The sequence below is a fragment of the Variovorax brevis genome (genome assembly GCF_030317105.1).
GTDB lineage: Bacteria > Pseudomonadota > Gammaproteobacteria > Burkholderiales > Burkholderiaceae_C > Variovorax > Variovorax brevis.
In genome coordinates, this window is record NZ_JASZYG010000002.1 from 264,070 (window position 1) to 279,826 (window position 15,757).

A 15,757-nucleotide genomic window follows, 5' to 3' on the forward strand; every position below is an offset into this window, starting at 1 on the left:
GGTCGCCGCAGCAATCGGCGTCCTGTCACGCGCCAGTTGCATTTCGTGGGCACGAGCAATAAACGTTCAGAACCATTCATTCAAATGGTCAGCAAATCAAGGGAGGAAATAAAAAATGCAACGCCGCAAGTTAATCAAGCTCGCCGGAGCGGCTGTACCGTCAGCGCTTTTCGCGTCGTCCGCCGATGCGACCATCAACCTGCTCAAGTACCGCGCGCTGGTTCCCGAGATCTTTCGGCCCATTCCGCGGCCGCCGACCTATACCCCGGCATTGATCATCGGATCGGGCTTTGGCGGCTCCATCACTGCGATGCGGCTGGCCCAGGCAGGCATCAAGACGACGATTCTGGAGCGCGGTTCGCGCTGGCCCACCGACCCCTGGCGCGAGATTTTCACCAACGAAGCATTTCCGGACGGCCGCGGCTACTGGCATCGAACCCACACCAAACAATTGACCGGCGTCATTTCGCTTTTCGACTATTTTGGTGGCGTCCTGGACGTGACCACATACGATCACATCGACGTCTGGCGCGCTGCGTGCGTGGGTGGTGGATCGAAAGTCTTTACGGGCGTGATGATCCAGCCCGAAAAGAAATACTTCGATGCCGTTTTCAAGAATTCCGTGAGCTTCGAGGAAATGAACCGCGTGTATTACCCGCGCGTTCGACAAATGCTGCGGCTGAGCCCCATGCCGGCTGACGTCTACAACGCCGGGCCCTTCGGTCACTGCCGGGTCTGGGACGATCACGTGAGGAAGGCCGGCTATGCGCCCACAGCGGTGGACTCGCTGTTCAATTGGGACGTCGTACGCGCCGAACTCAGGGGTGCCGCCCGCAAATCCGCCATCGTCGGCGAAACCGATCTCGGCAACGCCAACGGCGCGAAGTTCGACCTGACGCAAAACTACCTGAAATTTGCGGAAGCCACCGGACGGGCCCAGACGTATCCCGGCCACGAAGTTCGCAACGTCTGGTATGACGGCATCCGCTACAACGTCGACGTCGTCAAGCTCAGCCCCGAAGGCAGCCAGATTGACCGCTACGTGTTGACCTGCGACTACCTGTTCCTTGCAGCGGGCTCGATCGGCACGTCCGAACTGCTGGTGCGTGCGCGCGCCTTCAACCACATCCCCAACCTCAATGAGCACGTCGGCCAGGGATGGGGCACCAATGGCGATGCGTCGGTCTTGCGGAGCTTCGGGGCGCTCAAGGGCATCACGCAAGCATCCCCCTGCCCCTCCAGGATCTCCGACAGCTCCGGCATGGCATTGACGCTGGAAAACTGGGGCACGCCCGGCTTGCCGGTGAACCTGGGCTTGAGCGCGTCGCTGGGCATGGTGTATGACGAGCGCAATCGCGCGAGCTTCGTCTACGACGCCTCGAGGGACCGCGTCAATCTTCTCTGGCCGAAAGGCGGCAACGACGATGCGGTCGCTGCACTGCGCCGGGTCAACAACCGCATTGCCCTGTCGAGCTTCACCATTCCGGGTGCATTTCCTGTGGTGGAGGATGTCAACGCGTCGTTCACAGCGCATCCGCTTGGCGGCGCTGTGATTGGCAAGGCCACGGACGGATATGGGCGCGTCAAGGGCTCGCGCCGCCTGTACGTCGTGGACGGCGCATTGATCCCGGGCAGCACGGGTACCGTCAATCCTTCGTTGACGATCTCGGCACTCGTGGAACGCAACGTGGAGGCCATCCTGCGCGACGATTTCTGAAGCAGCAAAGTGGGCGGGTCAGAAAGGCCCCGCCCATGGACCACCCCAAGTCAGCGTGCGCGGGTGGCCGCATGCTGACTTGCAAATTGCACGTACCACTCCAGGCACGCCGGATTCGCCATCGCCTCCCGGTTGACCACGCGCTCGATCGGCTGGCCAAGCAACAGTTTCTTGATCGGCAACTCCTGCTTCTTGCCCGACAGCGTCCGCGGAATCTCCGCCACCTGAAAGATGTCGTTCGGCAAGAAGCGCGGTGACAGGCTGGTCTTGATCGCGTTGTTGATCCTGGCGCGCACCGCATCGTCGAGCGTTGCACCGTCGCGCAGCACGACGAACAGCGGCATGTAGCTTTCGCGTCCGAGGTATTCCAGATCGACCACCATCGAATCGAGCACCTCGGGCAGGGCTTCGACGGCGCTGTAGATCTCGCTCGTTCCCATGCGCAGGCCCTGGCGGTTGATGGTCGCATCGCTGCGGCCATAGATGATGCAGCCGCCGTCTTCACCGATGCGCAGCCAGTCGCCGTGACGCCACACGCCCGGGTAGGTGTCGAAATAGCTCGACAGATAGCGCGCGTTGCCTTCATCGCCCCAGAAGTAGAGCGGCATCGCCGGAATGGGCTTGGTGCACACCAGTTCGCCCACCTCGCCGATCACCGGCTGGCCTTGTTCATTCCAGGCCTCGACCGATGCGCCGAGTTGCCTGCACTGCATTTGCCCCGGCACTTCCGGCAGTTCGCGGTTGCCGCCGATGAACGCGCCGCAGAAGTCCGTGCCGCCTGAAATATTGCACCACCACACCTCGGGCGAGCCGGCCGCTTTCACGAGCGCGGTTCCCCAGCGCTGCACATCCTCGGCCAGCGGCGAGCCGGTGCTGCCGAGCACGCGCACACGCGACAAATCGCCGCAGGCCGCCGCATCGACGCCCGCCTTCATGCAATTCGAAAAGTACGCCGCGCCGGCGCCAAAAAAGCTCACGCGATGCCGCGACACGAAGCGCCACAACACCGACCAATCCGGCCGCTCCTTGCTGCCGGCCGGGTTGCCGTCGTACAGCACGATGGTCGCGCCGACGGCCAGACCCGACAGCTGCGCGTTCCACATGACCCAGCCCGTGGAGCTGTACCAATGAAAGCGCTCGCCGAAATTGTTGGGCAGATAGCTCGTGCCGATGTCGTAGTGCAAGCCGCAGGCATGCATCGTGACGAGGATGCCGCCTTGCCCATGCACGATGGGCTTGGGCAAGCCCGTGGTGCCGCTGGAATACACGATCCAGATCGGGTGATCGAAAGGCAGCCACTCGGGCTCGAAGGACTTCACGGCCGCGTCGTCGCGCTTCACCGCCTCGGCAAAATCGACGTCATGGGCCAGCGCGCTTGCTGCGAAGGGCGTTCGAAGCAGCACCAGCTTGCGCGCGCTGGGCAGCCCGGAGCGCAGCTCCTGCACGACGACGCAGCGATCGAGCGGCCGGCCGCCGTAGTGAACGCCGTCGACTGAAATCAACACCGTCGGCTCGATCTGGCGAAAGCGGTCAATGACCGCAGCGGTGCCCATGTCGGGCGCGCACACACTCCACACGGCGCCGATGCTGGAGCAGGCCAGGAAGGCGACCATCGTTTCAGGCACGTTCGGAAGATAGGCCGCCACGCGATCGCCGCGCTGCACGCCCAGGTCGCGCAGGGTCAACGCAAAGGCGCCCACCTGCCGGCGCAGTTCGGGCCAGGACATCTCGCGCACGTCACCCAGCTCGTTGTCGCTCACGATGGCCGGAAGGCCTGCGGCATGGGCGGCATCCACGTGACGCAGGACTTCATGCGCGTAGTTGACCTGGGCGCCAGGAAACCATTGGGCGCCGGGCATGCGTGCATCCGCCAGCACCGCGGTGTGTGGCGTGGGCGATCGCATGGCGTTGAAGTCCCACACGCTTTGCCAGAAAGCCTCGAGGTCCGTCACCGACCAGCGCCACAACGCGTCGTAGGTATCAAACGAAAGGCCACGCCTGTCGCGCAGCCAGTCCTGATAAAGGCGGATCTTGGGAATGTTGGGAGGCGTCATAGCCCGCACACTAACGCCGCGGGGTTGCCGCCGGCGAGGGGGCTTTTCCGGGTTTCTTCTTGTCGTCACTGCCGAACAGCCGCTCGACCTGCTGGCCGATGCGCGCGCCGAGCGCGGTGCCCACGCCGGGCAAGACGGCCGTTCCGATGGCCGCGCCGGTGAGTGCGCCGCCCGTCAGCGACAACTCCGGCTGCTCGACGGTGCCGCCGATCTTCAGCGGCACGCCGACCACGCCGTCCACGATGTCCACCGCCGCTTCGCCATCGAGCTTGCGGTTGAAGAGCCTGACGTTGCCCGTGGCGGTGAGCACGCCCGAGCGTGCGCGCAGATCCGTGTAGCGGTAGATGACGCCGTTGTCCGTCATCTGCGTATCGACGGTACCCGTGAGTTCGTCCAGCGGGGTCTGGCCACCGCGGCTGGTGCCCGCGGAGCTCACAGCCTTCGCGAGGTCGAATCGCGTGAGGCGCGCGGGCTTGACGGCGAAGCGCGTGCGCGTACGCAGGCTGGCCACCAGATCGGTGAGCTTGTCGGCTTCGGCGTTCACATCGCTTTTACCGCTGAGGCGGCCCGCCACCACGCTGCGCCGCTTGAACGCCGTGGCCAGTGCTTCGACATCCACGCCCTTGGGCTCCAGTTGCGCGTGAACGGCCATGCGCCCATCGGGCTTCGTCTCCCATGTGGCGTCGCCGTTCCACGTGCCGCCCGGCACGTCGATCAATACGCGCCACCGGTCCGTCTCGCCCTCGCGTTCGGCACGCATCTGCACCGGCGGCGTGGTTTCGGCGCGGGCAATGCGCGCGTGCCGCGGCCGCCAATCGGCGTCGAAGTCGACCTCGCCGTCGTAGGCCAGTTCGATGTCGCGCCGGTCGACCCAGGTCACATCGCGAAAACGCAGGTGCTCCACGGGAATGGCCGCAGCGGCCCAAGCGCCGGTTTCAGGCGCCGAATCCTGCGCATGCTCATGCAGGTCACTCAGCGACTGGCGCGGAACGACGGCGCCGTCGATCTCCACTTCCTCGACATGAAACTCCCTGTGCAACACCGACCGCCAGGGCGCCTGCAGGCTGAGGCGGCGAACCACGATGGGCTTGGCCTGACGCGTGCTCGCGTCTTCGATGACCAGCATCGGCTGGGGCCACAAGCTCCAATGCACGTTCTTGATGTCGAGTTCGACGCCGGTGCGCTGCATGAATTCGGCGCGGATGCGGGCACCCACCTCCGCGTCCGAAGGCAGCCACACCCAGGCTGCAATGACGATCGCCACCGCGCCGGCCACCACGAGGCCAGCAGCGGCGAGGATCCAGCGTCTTGCGCGCGACATGCACCAGCATAGGGCCGGGTTAGCGTCGCAGGCTGTCGGCCACGGCCCCGTCACTTCGACGGATCGCTATAGTTTCGGCCGTTTCCGTCCCCAGGAGTTAGTAGACATGTCCATCTGGCAAAAGCCCATCTCGCTCGAAGCGCTCAACGCAAGCGGCGTCAACACCGCCGTCTCGCATCTCGGCATCGAGTTCACGGAGTTCGGCGACGATTTCCTGCGCGCACGCGTTCCCGTCGATGCACGCACCATCCAGCCTTACGGGCTGCTGCACGGTGGCGTGTCGGTGGTGCTGGCCGAGACGCTGGGCTCCAGCGGTGCGTACTTCTCATCGCCCGAAGGCCACCGTTGCGTGGGGCTGGACATCAACGCCAACCACCTGCGCTCGGCCACCAGCGGGTGGGTCACGGGCACGGCGCGGCCCGTTCACCGCGGCCGCACGACGCAAGTGTGGCAAATCGATCTCAGCAACGAGGCCGGCGAGCTCACCTGCGTCTCGCGCATCACGATGGCCATGCTCTTGCCCCGACAATAGCGCGCACCCGCCGAGGCGGGTTGGGTTCAGCGCGCACTGGCACCTCAACGAACAACGAAAAAGGAGAATGGCATGAGCGACTCGTTCCTCCCTCGCTGGGACCTGGTCAAGCCGACGACCGGCGTGGTGGTGACGCCCACCGAGCGGCTACCCTGGCCGCAGACCTTTGCAATGGGCGTGCAGCACGTGATCGCGATGTTCGGCGCGACCGTGCTGGCCCCGCTGCTCATGGGCTTCAATCCCAATGTCGCGATCCTGATGAGCGGCATCGGCACGCTGATCTTCTTCGTGGTCACGGCCGGCCGCGTGCCCAGCTACCTCGGGTCCAGCTTTGCGTTCATCGGCGTGGTGATCGCGGCCACGGGCTATGCGGGCCAGGGGCCGAACCCCAATCTGGGCGCGGCGCTCGGCGGCATCATTGCCTGCGGCGCGTTGTACGTGGTCATCGGCTTCATCGTGGCGGCCACCAACCGCCGGCATCGCCGCATGGCATCGCCCATCAAGGGCCTGGAGATCGAGGAGATCGAAGACAGCGCCGCCACGCACTGGATCGAACGGCTGATGCCGCCGGTGGTCACCGGCGCCGTCGTCGCCGTGATCGGCCTCAATCTCGCCCAGGTGCCCATCAAGAACATGGCGCCGACGGCCTTCGACACGTGGATGCAGATGGTGACCTTCCTGTCGGTCGGGCTGGTGGCTGTGTACACGCGCGGCATGGTGCAGCGCCTGCTGATCCTGGTGGGGCTCATCGTCGCCAGCATCGTGTACGCCGTCCTCACCAACGGCATGGGGCTGGGCAAGCCCATCGACCTCTCCGCCATCGCAGCGGCGCCTTGGTTCGGCATGCCGGCCTTCGTGGCGCCGGTGTTCAGGAGCGAGGCGATGCTGTTGATCGCGCCCGTCGCGATCATCCTCGTGGCCGAGAACCTGGGCCACCTGAAGGCCGTGGGCGCCATGACGGGCACCGACATGAACCCGTACATCGGGCGCGCGTTCATCGGCGACGGGCTGGCCACGATGGTCAGCGGCGCGGCCGGCGGCACGGGGGTGACCACTTACGCCGAGAACATCGGCGTGATGGCTGCCACCAAGATCTACTCGACGGCCATGTTCGTCGTGGCGGCGCTGATTGCCATCGTGCTGGGCTTCAGTCCCAAGTTTGGTGCGCTGATCCAGGCGATTCCGCTGGCGGTGATGGGCGGGGTGAGCATCGTGGTGTTCGGCCTCATCGCCATGTCGGGCGCCAAGATCTGGGTCGACAACCGCGTGGACTTCACCGACAACGGCAACCTGATCGTCGCGGCGGTCACGCTCATCCTGGGCACGGGCGACTTCACGCTGAAGTTTGGCGGCATGTCGCTGGGCGGCATCGGCACCGCCACCTTCGGCGCCATCATTCTTTACGCCCTGCTGGGACGCAAGAATCCGTAGCTGGCACGCGCCTCGAGACTCCATTCGTTGCAACAGCTTGCAAAAAATCCGGATGGGCGCTCGTGGCCGTTAGACTTGAACGCTTTCGAACGAACGTTTTAAATGGCTGATGCTTCCGCCGCACGCACCAAGGCGGTATTCGAATTCAAGAGCGCGACATTGCCGCTGATCGCGGTGATCCTCAAAACGACCGACCTCGGCCTGCTGGCCGAGGCGCTGGATGCCCAACTCGCCGACTCGCCCGATTTCTTCGAGCAGGAGCCGGTGGTGATCGACCTCTCGCAATTGGGCGATGAGCACGCGTCGGCGGACATCAACTTCCTTGCCCTGCGCGACATGCTGGCGCGCCACCAGACGCAGCCGATCGCGGTGCGCGGTGGCAGCGACGCCCACAACGCCGCGGCGCGCGAGGCGGGCCTGTCGATTGCGGCCATGCCGGTCAACCCTGCCCCGCGCTCGGCAGCCCCGGCCGAGGCGCCGAGCCCGGCACCCCAGATCATTCGCGAAGTGCCCGTGCCAGCCACCGGCACGCTGGTCATCGACCGGCCCTTGCGCTCGGGCCAGCAGATCTACGCGCGCGGCGGGGACGTCATCGTGCTCGACATCGTGAACTTCGGTGCCGAAGTCATCGCCGACGGCCACATCCACGTTTACGCACCATTGCGCGGCAAAGCCATCGCCGGTGCGCGCGGCAACACCGAGGCCCGGATTTTCAGCACCTGCATGGAAGCGCAACTGGTGGCCATCGCCGGCATCTACCGCACATCGGAAGTCGACTTGCCCGCGGCCGTCAAGGGCAAGGCCGCGCAGGTGCAGCTCGACGACAAGAAATTAGTGTTCCATGCAATCAGCTAGACGCCAGGTTGCCCGGAGCAAGACAAAGATTGACAGAAACGACAGAGGAATCAGACGAATGGCCAAGATTGTGGTGGTGACCTCGGGCAAGGGCGGCGTCGGCAAGACGACCACCAGCGCGAGCTTTGCGTCGGGCCTGGCCCTGGCGGGCAAGAAAACGGCAGTGATCGACTTCGACGTCGGCCTGCGCAACCTGGACCTCATCATGGGGTGCGAACGCCGCGTGGTGTACGACCTCATCAACGTGATCCAGGGTGAAGCCAACCTGCACCAGGCGCTCATCAAGGACAAGCAGTGCGACAACCTGTACGTGCTGGCCGCCTCGCAGACACGCGACAAGGAAGCGCTCACACAGGAAGGCGTCGAGAAAATCCTGAAGGAGCTCAGCGAGCAGGGCTTCGACTACATCGTGTGCGACTCGCCCGCCGGCATCGAGACCGGCGCGATGATGGCGATGCACTTCGCCGACGAAGCGCTCATCGTCACCAACCCCGAAGTGTCTTCGGTGCGCGACTCGGACCGCATCCTGGGCATGCTCAGCAGCAAGACCAAGCGCGCCAAGGAAGGCGGCGACCCCATCAAGGAGCACCTGCTCATCACCCGCTACAACCCCAACCGGGTCGCGGGCGGGCAGATGCTCTCGCTGGAAGACATCCAGGACATCCTGCGCATCAAGCTGATTGGCGTGATTCCCGAATCGGAGACGGTGCTGCAAGCGTCCAACCAGGGCATCCCGGCGATCCACGACAAGGAGACCGACGTGGCGCAGGCGTACCTCGACGTGGTGGCCCGCTTCCTCGGCGAGGAAAAGCCGATGCGTTTTGTCGACGCGGAGAAGCCGAGCTTCTTCAAGCGCTTCTTCGGCGGGAGGTAAGCCATGTCCTTCCTCTCGTTCCTGCTCGGCGAAAAGAAGAAGACGGCCAGCGTGGCCAAGGAGCGCCTGCAGATCATCCTGGCGCATGAGCGCTCGGGCCTGGGCCATCGCCGGCCCGACTACCTGGTCGACCTGCAGCGCGAGTTGGTGGCGGTCATCACCAAGTACGTCTCGATCAAGGCGGACGATATCAAGGTCCACCTCGAGAAGCATGACGACCTCGAAGTGCTCGAAGTGAAGATCGAACTGCCTGACGGCATGCCTGCAAGGACCTGAGGCGCAGGGCCACGCGCGGAAATTTGTGAACAACCGCGCGCGGTTGTTCACTTCAGCGCTGCAGAAGCGTATCGTGTGGGGTCTCAATTTTTGAGACCACAACTTATAAGGGGCACACACGAAATGGCAACTGCAAAAAAGGCAACTGCAAAGAAGGCACCGGCCAAGAAGGCTGCAGCAAACGGGGCAGCACCCAAGAAGCTCGCGGCGCCGCTCGTCGATCCGATGAAGGCCATGGAGGGCATGAAGGAAGCCTTCAACAAGCCGATGAAGGGCCTCACCGAGCGCCTGCAAAACCTGAAGATCTCCGGCGCCGCCAGCACGATCGCAGAGAGCGGCCGCAAGGACCTCGAGGCGCTCATCAAGGCCAACCAGAAATCCTTCCAGGGCTTGCAGTCGGTGGTGAAGCGGCAGACCGAAATGCTGCGCGAGTCGATCACCGACTGGCAAGGCGCGGTCAAGTCGATGCCCGGCAGCGACCCCAAGGAAAGCATCGCCAAGCTCGACGAGATGGGCCGTGCGGCTTTCAAGCGCGCCCTGGACGACATCCGTGAACTCGCCGACATGGCCGCCAAGTCGCAGACCGAGGCCTTCGAGATCGTGCGCGCCCGCATCACGAGCAACGTCGACGAAGTCAAGAAGCTGCTGAAGCTGCCCGGCCAATAAGAACGCGACGAGCGGGCTGAGGGCTACCGGTTTTCCAGCCGGTTGTAGTCCAGTATTCCAGCCGTGAGGGGCTGCTCGCGCGCATACGCCGCGAGCAGCGCATCGCTGAACGCCCAGAACGACGGATCGGTCCGCCGCACGGCGTAGTGCGCCGAGAAGGCCGCGTAGTCGGCCTCCGACCCCAAGCGGCCAAGGGCATCGATCATGGCGGGCAGCCCGGCCACATCGACCCTGTAGAGCGCGTTGGGGTAGCTGCCGAGCACGCCCGGAACGACCGTCAATGCGTCCTCCTGCGGCAGCAGTTCGGCTTTCTCGCGCAGCAGGTAGGACACCGAACTGTGCCCGGTGTCGCGCAAGAGGCTGAACCAGCGCGTCGGGCGGCCCGGTGCCTCCACGGCCAGCACACTGCTTTCCGTGATCCATTGAAGCGCCGAACCCCGCACGGACGCGAGGCGCAACAGTTGCGAGCGCAACGCGGTGTCGGGCTCCTTCGCCAGGTCAAAAGGCGTCTCGCGCACGGGCGCCAAGCGGGTGCGCAGCATGTCGAGCAGTTCGCGCTTCGGATCGGCCGTGCGGTAGCGCACGTCGGTTTCAGCGGGCAGGTTGGCCGCACCGCCATAGACCTGCTGGCGGGTGGAAAGGCTGTCGCCGCGATACCAATAGTCGCGCACCGCCTCGCGCTGCGCCTGTGGCAGCAGGATGAGAAAGTTGAACTCGCCCTCCATGCGCAGGAAGTCCATGTACAGGCGCGAGTTGAGCTGATGGCCGATGTTGCCGTACACGTCGTAGTCGGCCACCAGCAGGTAATGGATGCGCTCCAGCAAGGGGTAGCCGATGACCCAGGCCGTCTTGGGGATGTCGCCCACGAAGCCCTTCACGACGGTGGCGCTGTCGAAATGCCGGAACACGGTCAGTGCGGCATTGGGGTTGCGCCGGCCGCCATCCCAGATGAGATTCAGGTCCAGCCGCGCGCCTGATTTCATGGCTTTCAGCAGTCCTGCGGACTTGGCCTTGAGGTAGTCGCTTTCAAGGTCTGAGTAATGCAGCCAGGGTTCGATGAGCGCAGTGTTGCTGCTGCCGGTCGGAAGGCGCAACAGGTCGACTTCGCGGGCCAGGCTGCGCGCCAGCGCTTCGTCGCGCTCCTTCGACAGCTCGAGAAAGACGACCCAGAAACGGTCGTCGATCACATTCAACGCCGTCTGCCCGCGGCACACCGGGCCCTTGATGAAGCCCATGATGGTGAACTCCGCCTCGTCGAGCATGAAGTCGTAGCGCGCCGACAGGGGAAGCGCCTCGAAGGTCTTGAAGGGATTGGCCGCGTTCTCGTCGCTGTAGCCGGGGAGTTCTCGGACGGCATAGTCCGGCTCGAGGAAAAGCGACTGCCAGCGCGCCATGCGGTTCGCGCTCAGTTCATAGGGCATGTGCGTCTTGGCGACGATGGTTTCGCGCTCGGGCACGAGGCGGTAGTACACGCGCGCCACGCCGGGGTCGTCGACGGGCCGACTCGTCTTGATCAGCTGGGCGGGCCGCCCGGGTGGCGTGCTCGCGCGCACCAGCTTGAAGTACTGGCGCGCCGGATCGTCGTCGAAGTAGAGGTGCGCGAGGAAAAGATGCTCGAACGCGTAGCGGCTGAACAGTTGCTCCTTGAGCGACTCGCCGTTGAAGAAACGCTCCCACTGCGCCACGCGTTGGCGCGCCAGCGCCGAAGGCGCCGTCGCTTCTTCGGCGGGCGCGCCCTGCTCCAGCCATCGCGTCAGCTTCCGGTTTTCATCGGCGGAAAGGCCGGGCAGGCCGAAGGGCATGCCGCCCTGGGGGTTTCGCTTTTCGTAGGCGTCGAATTCGGACTCCGCGGCACAGGTCTGCTTGCGATCGATGGAAAAGTCGAGGTCGCCCGGCACCACGCCGCTCGTGGGCAGCGGGTGCTGCTGCTTGAGCGCGAGCATGCGGTGCATCAGGCCGGCGGTGCGGTTGGCCTCGGGCGTCTGCACGGCATGCTCGTTGAGCACCGCAAAGAAGCCTTTGTCGCGCCACTGCGAAGCCTTGTCGGCATCCACGAAAAGGCGTGAGGGCTCGGCTGCGCGCAAGCGCGTGGCGTCATACACCAGCGTCTTGCTCGCGCCCCGGGCGATGCCTTCCCAGCTGGTGGCCTTCAACTGGCAGGGCGCGTCGTAGCAGGCATGGCACACCACGCAGCGCCGGTCGAGGATGGGCTGGATGGTTTGCGCATAAGACACGTCGCCCGCCGCCATGTGCGGCTGGTCGAAGCGCGTGGGGTCGGCCGGACCGAAGAGCTGGTCATGGCGACTCGTGCCGATGACGGCACACGCGGTGACGACCAGGACGCCAAGGAGGGCAGCAAATCGACGCATGCATCGCAGTTTGGCACTCTTGTCGCGAAATCCGAAGCACCGACCGGGCTCAGCGCAGCGGCGCCATCATCACGTAGCCCTGCCCGGGGATGTCCACATCGACCCAGCCGCCATCGTCCGTGCGGCGATTCGCCACATGGCCCGTGTAGTCGTGCAGTTCGGTGTTGCGCCAGCCGGTCTGCACCCGGGGCCGCACGGCCGCGCCGTTCTGGTTGATCCCCGCGAGCAGATTTGCGCCGCGGGTGAAGACGATCGTGTTTTGGTCCTTGTACCGGTTCACATGGGGCCCGGCCGCCAGGTTGTTCTGCACCCACACCAGGTTGTTCAGTACCGGGTCGCGCAGGTCGACGTCGAAGAATGCGGGATAGCCGGGGTATGCCGCGATGAAGGCGTACGCCAGCAACTTGTTCACCGGCGGACCGACATCGTGATTCTGGACAAAGGTGAGCGCGTTGGGTCCGTCGATGCCCGCCAGGCCCGCGCCATCAAGTTGGCGCAGGTCCCCGTCGAGCCGGAACGCGTCGCGCATCCTGAAGTACAGCGCGTAGTCGGTGACGGCCATGCCGGTGGCGGTGTACGACTGCAATGTGCCGATGTCGCTGATATAGACCTCGCCGAAGCTGTACTTGCCCCAGCGCTTCACGTTGTTCAGCACGTGCTCGCGCCAGTACCACCGCGGCACATGCTTGGCGGCGTCCCAGCGGTAGCCGTCGAAGCCCATGTTGTTGGTCTTGACCAGGAAGTTCCAGAGTTCGCCACGCACATGGGGCGATTCCTGCGCCAGGTCGTCCAGGCCGATCAGCGAGCCGTTTTCGAGCTGCCCCGTGTCGTTCCAGTCGTTGATGCGGCCGGCGTGGTGGAAATCCGCAGGGCCGAAACGCGGGTAGCGAAAATTGTTGGTGCACATGTGGTTCATGACCATGTCCGCGTACACCTGGATGCGGCGTGCATGCGCCTTGCGGATGAGGGAAGCCAGTTGTGCTTCGCTGCCATGCGCGCTGTCGAAGGAGCGAAAGTCGTAGGGGTCGTAGCCCAGGCTGAACGAACCACCGCACGCGCTTTCATGCGGCGACAGCAGGATGGCCGTGTAGCCGGCGGCGCTGACGGCCGGCAACTGCTCGATGATCTTCGCCCAGGTCCAGGGGCGGGTGGCGTCGCCGGGCTGGTGCTGCAAGACGACGAGCGTGCCGCCCTGCACCGCACCCGCACACACTGCGACAAGGCACGCCAGGACGAGCGCGCCGATGCGTTTCACTGAAGAACCTCGGCGCTGCGATCGATCCGCGTCACGGCGCCTCCCAGGACGTGGTTGCCGGGCGTCGGGTCCCAGTTGTGGAAGATCTTCAGCGGCGTGGCACCCAGGAATTCGATGTAGGGCTTGAAGCGCAGCTCCGACCGGTTGCTGGCGTCGAGCGTGCAGTTCACCACGCCCGCGAACTCGTGCAGCGTGGCGGCCTGCCCTCCCTTGAGCGTCGCCTGCCCGCTGACCTTGAGATCGGCAGCGGGGCTCCGTCGTCCATGGTCGGCGCTGAACTGGCCAGCGGTCACGTCGGCGGCGTAGAACCCGATCGCGAGCGCCGTCTGCATCGCGGCCGAATTGGTGGCGACCGTCATGCGCGCCAGCTGGCAGCCTGCGAAGGTGTTGCCGGCCGGCACCAGCAGGCGCTCCATCGCGGGGGCACCGGCCACGCGTGCCAGTTCATCCGTGCAGTCCAGGCTGCCGCCGTCTGCCGGCGCGCAACGGGCCAGGTCCATCGGGGGCAAGGCCGCGGTCTCGGCGCGCAGCAATTGCACATCCTGGCGGACCTGGTCGACGGTTTCCGAGGGCCGCGGCGGCAGGAGTCCATAGACGACCACCTGGTAGCGCGCAGGAAACTGCTGCGGCCGCTCGGCGCCGCCATAGAGTCGCAGGGGTTCCGTTTCGCCATAGGTGGCAACGAACACCTTGCCATCGGCGATGGTCGGCGGCACGTACTTGGCAAACAGGCCGAGCCGGTCGCGCGCGGACACCTGCTCGCTGCTCCACAAGGTGCGCGTGACGTCCTGCGCGTCGATGGCCCGCACCACGCCGCGCACACCGCGCCACTGGTTGGCGTCGCCGTCGAAGGGCGCCACGGCCCACAGGATGCCGTTGCGACGCCCGAGGCTGGACAAGGACAGCATGCCGCCCGGCATGCCCTTGGGCAAGGCATCGACGCCCAGCCGCGGCGTGGCGACGACACGCCGCCTCACGAAGGAATAAGCATGCAGCAGCTCGTTTTCGCGCCACAGGTAGATCTTCGGATCGCCAGCCCCTTGCCAGTAAACCGGCGAGCCGTGAAGGTGGTGGTGCTCGGCCTGCCCCAAGTCCTGCAAGACATTCGGGTTGGGGCAATCGGCGCTGCCCGGTTGGGGCGGCGGTGTGTACTTGCCCATGCGCTTGGTCGACAGCAGGAACAGGTGCGGGTGCTTGCCGGCGCCGAATACGAGGTCGGCCCCGGGGATCAACACCGGCCCTGAGGAACCAAGGTCCCAGTCGCCCGCGGCCAGGAAGGCCTGGTTGCAGGGCGTGAAGTAGTCCTTCACGACGATGCTGCCGCCTTCCAGGCGCAGCTTGACGAAGCTGTCGCCGTAGTTGGCGCCGCCGCTGGCCGCATCGAAGGTGCCGTTCCCGGTCATGAGGTAGAGGTTGCCCTCGGCATCCGCCGCGGGCGCCGCGCCGGCCTGCCACAGGCCGCCGTCGCGGCCCGTGGGCGTCACGCTCCACACGGCCCTGCGCTGCAATGTGGCGGCATCGTGGGCCAGCAACAGGCCGCGGCTGCCGTCACCACCAAAACCGATGTAGAGGACGCCCTGCACCAGTGCCAGTCCGGTGCGCTGCTTCTGGTGGCGCGTGTCGAGCCCGGGGGCCTGCAACTCCACCGGCGGCATCACGTGGCTTCCGTCTTTCAGGCGAAGCGCATGCAGCCGGTACTTGAAGCCCCCGGCGCCCTCGTCGTGCCAGGCGACGACATAGAGCACCGATTTCGCATCGTCGATGACGGGCGTGCCGAGAATGCCCCACTCCGGATCGCTCGTGCTCCACATGTCGATGTCCTTGCCGCCCGGCCGTGGCTGGCCCAGCCAGACCGCCCACAACGGCGCGTTGCGACCCTGCGGGCCGGGCCGCTCGTTGTCGGCGTCGTAGAGGTACACCGTGTTGTGCATGGTGGCGACGACGACTGCGTTGAAGGTGCCTTGGACGAGGGGCACGGCCGCGTTGGTGCTGGTGTCGACGCGCAGGGCCGACACATACAGGGGCTGTGCCACCACCTGGCCATCGGCGTAGAGCGTCCACAGCTTGCCGAAAGAACGTGCGTCGACGTTGGTCGGCGTCAGGCGCGACTCCAGGTCGTTCACGCCGGTGCGCGCGAGGTTGTTGCGCGTCGTCAGCACGTCGACGGCGCGCGCTGGACTCCAGCACACCGACATGAGGGCGAGAAGGCATGGAACGACGACGTGACGCATGCGGCCTCCGACGGAAAAGTCTACGCTCCCCACAGCCTCGCGCGAGCGATGAACGGCAGGCAGTCGAAGTGCAAGAAGCAGGCCCGCGCTGAGCCCTTGGCATGCGCCGGCACGCCTGCAGCGATGCAGTGTTGCAACAGGCCGTTACGGGCTCTCCTGGGAGGGCTTCGCGACAT

General features: G+C 65.4%; 12 protein-coding genes. 7 read left to right on the forward strand and 5 right to left on the reverse strand.

The window, feature by feature from the left end; all coding sequences use genetic code 11:
* Nucleotides 1-115 precede the first annotated feature (115 nt).
* The gene (locus QTI66_RS05865; RefSeq protein WP_286558101.1) at nt 116-1,717 is read left to right on the forward strand and encodes a GMC oxidoreductase; all 1,602 of its coding nucleotides are present in this window, start codon (nt 116-118) and stop codon (nt 1,715-1,717) included.
* 50 nt (nt 1,718-1,767) lie between these two features.
* On the opposite strand, the gene QTI66_RS05870 is transcribed toward QTI66_RS05865, so the two are convergent.
* Together QTI66_RS05870 and QTI66_RS05875 are read right to left on the reverse strand one after the other, a co-directional pair.
* Nucleotides 1,768-3,771: an acetoacetate--CoA ligase gene (locus QTI66_RS05870; RefSeq protein ID WP_286558104.1), complete on the reverse strand. Its 2,004-nt coding sequence runs from the start codon at nt 3,769-3,771 to the stop codon at nt 1,768-1,770.
* 10 nt (nt 3,772-3,781) lie between these two features.
* On the reverse strand, nt 3,782-5,092 hold the full coding sequence (locus tag QTI66_RS05875; RefSeq protein ID WP_286558106.1) for an AsmA-like C-terminal region-containing protein: 1,311 nt from the start codon (nt 5,090-5,092) through the stop codon (nt 3,782-3,784).
* A gap of 106 nt (nt 5,093-5,198) precedes the next feature.
* On the opposite strand from QTI66_RS05875, the gene QTI66_RS05880 reads away from it, so the two are divergent.
* The 6 genes from QTI66_RS05880 (at nt 5,199) to phaP (ending at nt 9,726) form a co-directional block, all read left to right on the forward strand.
* On the forward strand, nt 5,199-5,624 hold the full coding sequence (locus QTI66_RS05880; RefSeq protein ID WP_286558107.1) for a hotdog fold thioesterase: 426 nt from the start codon (nt 5,199-5,201) through the stop codon (nt 5,622-5,624).
* 72 nt (nt 5,625-5,696) lie between these two features.
* Entirely contained in the window at nt 5,697-7,055 is a 1,359-nt protein-coding gene (locus QTI66_RS05885) for a solute carrier family 23 protein (RefSeq protein WP_286558108.1), read from the forward strand.
* Between the two features lie 102 nt (nt 7,056-7,157).
* Entirely contained in the window at nt 7,158-7,910 is a 753-nt protein-coding gene (minC, locus tag QTI66_RS05890) for a septum site-determining protein MinC (protein WP_286558109.1), read from the forward strand.
* A 58-nt stretch (nt 7,911-7,968) separates the two neighbouring features.
* Nucleotides 7,969-8,784: a septum site-determining protein MinD gene (minD, locus tag QTI66_RS05895; RefSeq protein ID WP_286558110.1), complete on the forward strand. Its 816-nt coding sequence runs from the start codon at nt 7,969-7,971 to the stop codon at nt 8,782-8,784.
* A 3-nt stretch (nt 8,785-8,787) separates the two neighbouring features.
* Complete coding sequence (minE, locus tag QTI66_RS05900) at nt 8,788-9,060, forward strand: cell division topological specificity factor MinE (RefSeq protein WP_286558111.1); 273 nt, start codon at nt 8,788-8,790, stop codon at nt 9,058-9,060.
* A 123-nt stretch (nt 9,061-9,183) separates the two neighbouring features.
* Nucleotides 9,184-9,726 carry a TIGR01841 family phasin gene (phaP, locus tag QTI66_RS05905; protein ID WP_286558113.1) on the forward strand — a complete coding sequence of 181 codons (543 nt, stop codon included), beginning with the start codon at nt 9,184-9,186 and terminating at the stop codon, nt 9,724-9,726.
* Nucleotides 9,727-9,749: 23 nt separating this feature from the next.
* On the opposite strand, the gene QTI66_RS05910 is transcribed toward phaP, so the two are convergent.
* Genes QTI66_RS05910 through QTI66_RS05920 form a run of 3 tightly spaced genes read right to left on the reverse strand, consistent with a single transcriptional unit; the run spans nt 9,750 to nt 15,581 of the window.
* Nucleotides 9,750-12,095, reverse strand: a complete 2,346-nt coding sequence (locus tag QTI66_RS05910; protein ID WP_286558115.1) for a fatty acid cis/trans isomerase — start codon at nt 12,093-12,095, stop codon at nt 9,750-9,752.
* A 49-nt stretch (nt 12,096-12,144) separates the two neighbouring features.
* Nucleotides 12,145-13,350: an alpha-amylase domain-containing protein gene (locus tag QTI66_RS05915; RefSeq protein ID WP_286558116.1), complete on the reverse strand. Its 1,206-nt coding sequence runs from the start codon at nt 13,348-13,350 to the stop codon at nt 12,145-12,147.
* Entirely contained in the window at nt 13,347-15,581 is a 2,235-nt protein-coding gene (locus tag QTI66_RS05920) for a hypothetical protein (protein WP_286558119.1), read from the reverse strand. The genes QTI66_RS05915 and QTI66_RS05920 overlap by 4 nt, the downstream gene beginning before the upstream one ends.
* Between the last annotated feature and the right edge of the window lie 176 nt (nt 15,582-15,757).

Bases quoted from the DNA above. Each gene is read 5' to 3' on its own strand.
- minE (WP_286558111.1), top strand. From the start codon at position 8,788: ATGTCCTTCCTCTCGTTCCTGCTCGGCGAAAAGAAGAAGACGGCCAGC.
- QTI66_RS05875 (WP_286558106.1), bottom strand. From the start codon at position 5,092: ATGTCGCGCGCAAGACGCTGGATCCTCGCCGCTGCTGGCCTCGTGGTG.
- minC (WP_286558109.1), top strand. From the start codon at position 7,158: ATGGCTGATGCTTCCGCCGCACGCACCAAGGCGGTATTCGAATTCAAG.
- QTI66_RS05865 (WP_286558101.1), top strand. From the start codon at position 116: ATGCAACGCCGCAAGTTAATCAAGCTCGCCGGAGCGGCTGTACCGTCA.
- QTI66_RS05920 (WP_286558119.1), bottom strand. From the start codon at position 15,581: ATGCGTCACGTCGTCGTTCCATGCCTTCTCGCCCTCATGTCGGTGTGC.
- QTI66_RS05870 (WP_286558104.1), bottom strand. From the start codon at position 3,771: ATGACGCCTCCCAACATTCCCAAGATCCGCCTTTATCAGGACTGGCTG.
- QTI66_RS05880 (WP_286558107.1), top strand. From the start codon at position 5,199: ATGTCCATCTGGCAAAAGCCCATCTCGCTCGAAGCGCTCAACGCAAGC.
- QTI66_RS05910 (WP_286558115.1), bottom strand. From the start codon at position 12,095: ATGCGTCGATTTGCTGCCCTCCTTGGCGTCCTGGTCGTCACCGCGTGT.
- phaP (WP_286558113.1), top strand. From the start codon at position 9,184: ATGGCAACTGCAAAAAAGGCAACTGCAAAGAAGGCACCGGCCAAGAAG.
- QTI66_RS05885 (WP_286558108.1), top strand. From the start codon at position 5,697: ATGAGCGACTCGTTCCTCCCTCGCTGGGACCTGGTCAAGCCGACGACC.
- minD (WP_286558110.1), top strand. From the start codon at position 7,969: ATGGCCAAGATTGTGGTGGTGACCTCGGGCAAGGGCGGCGTCGGCAAG.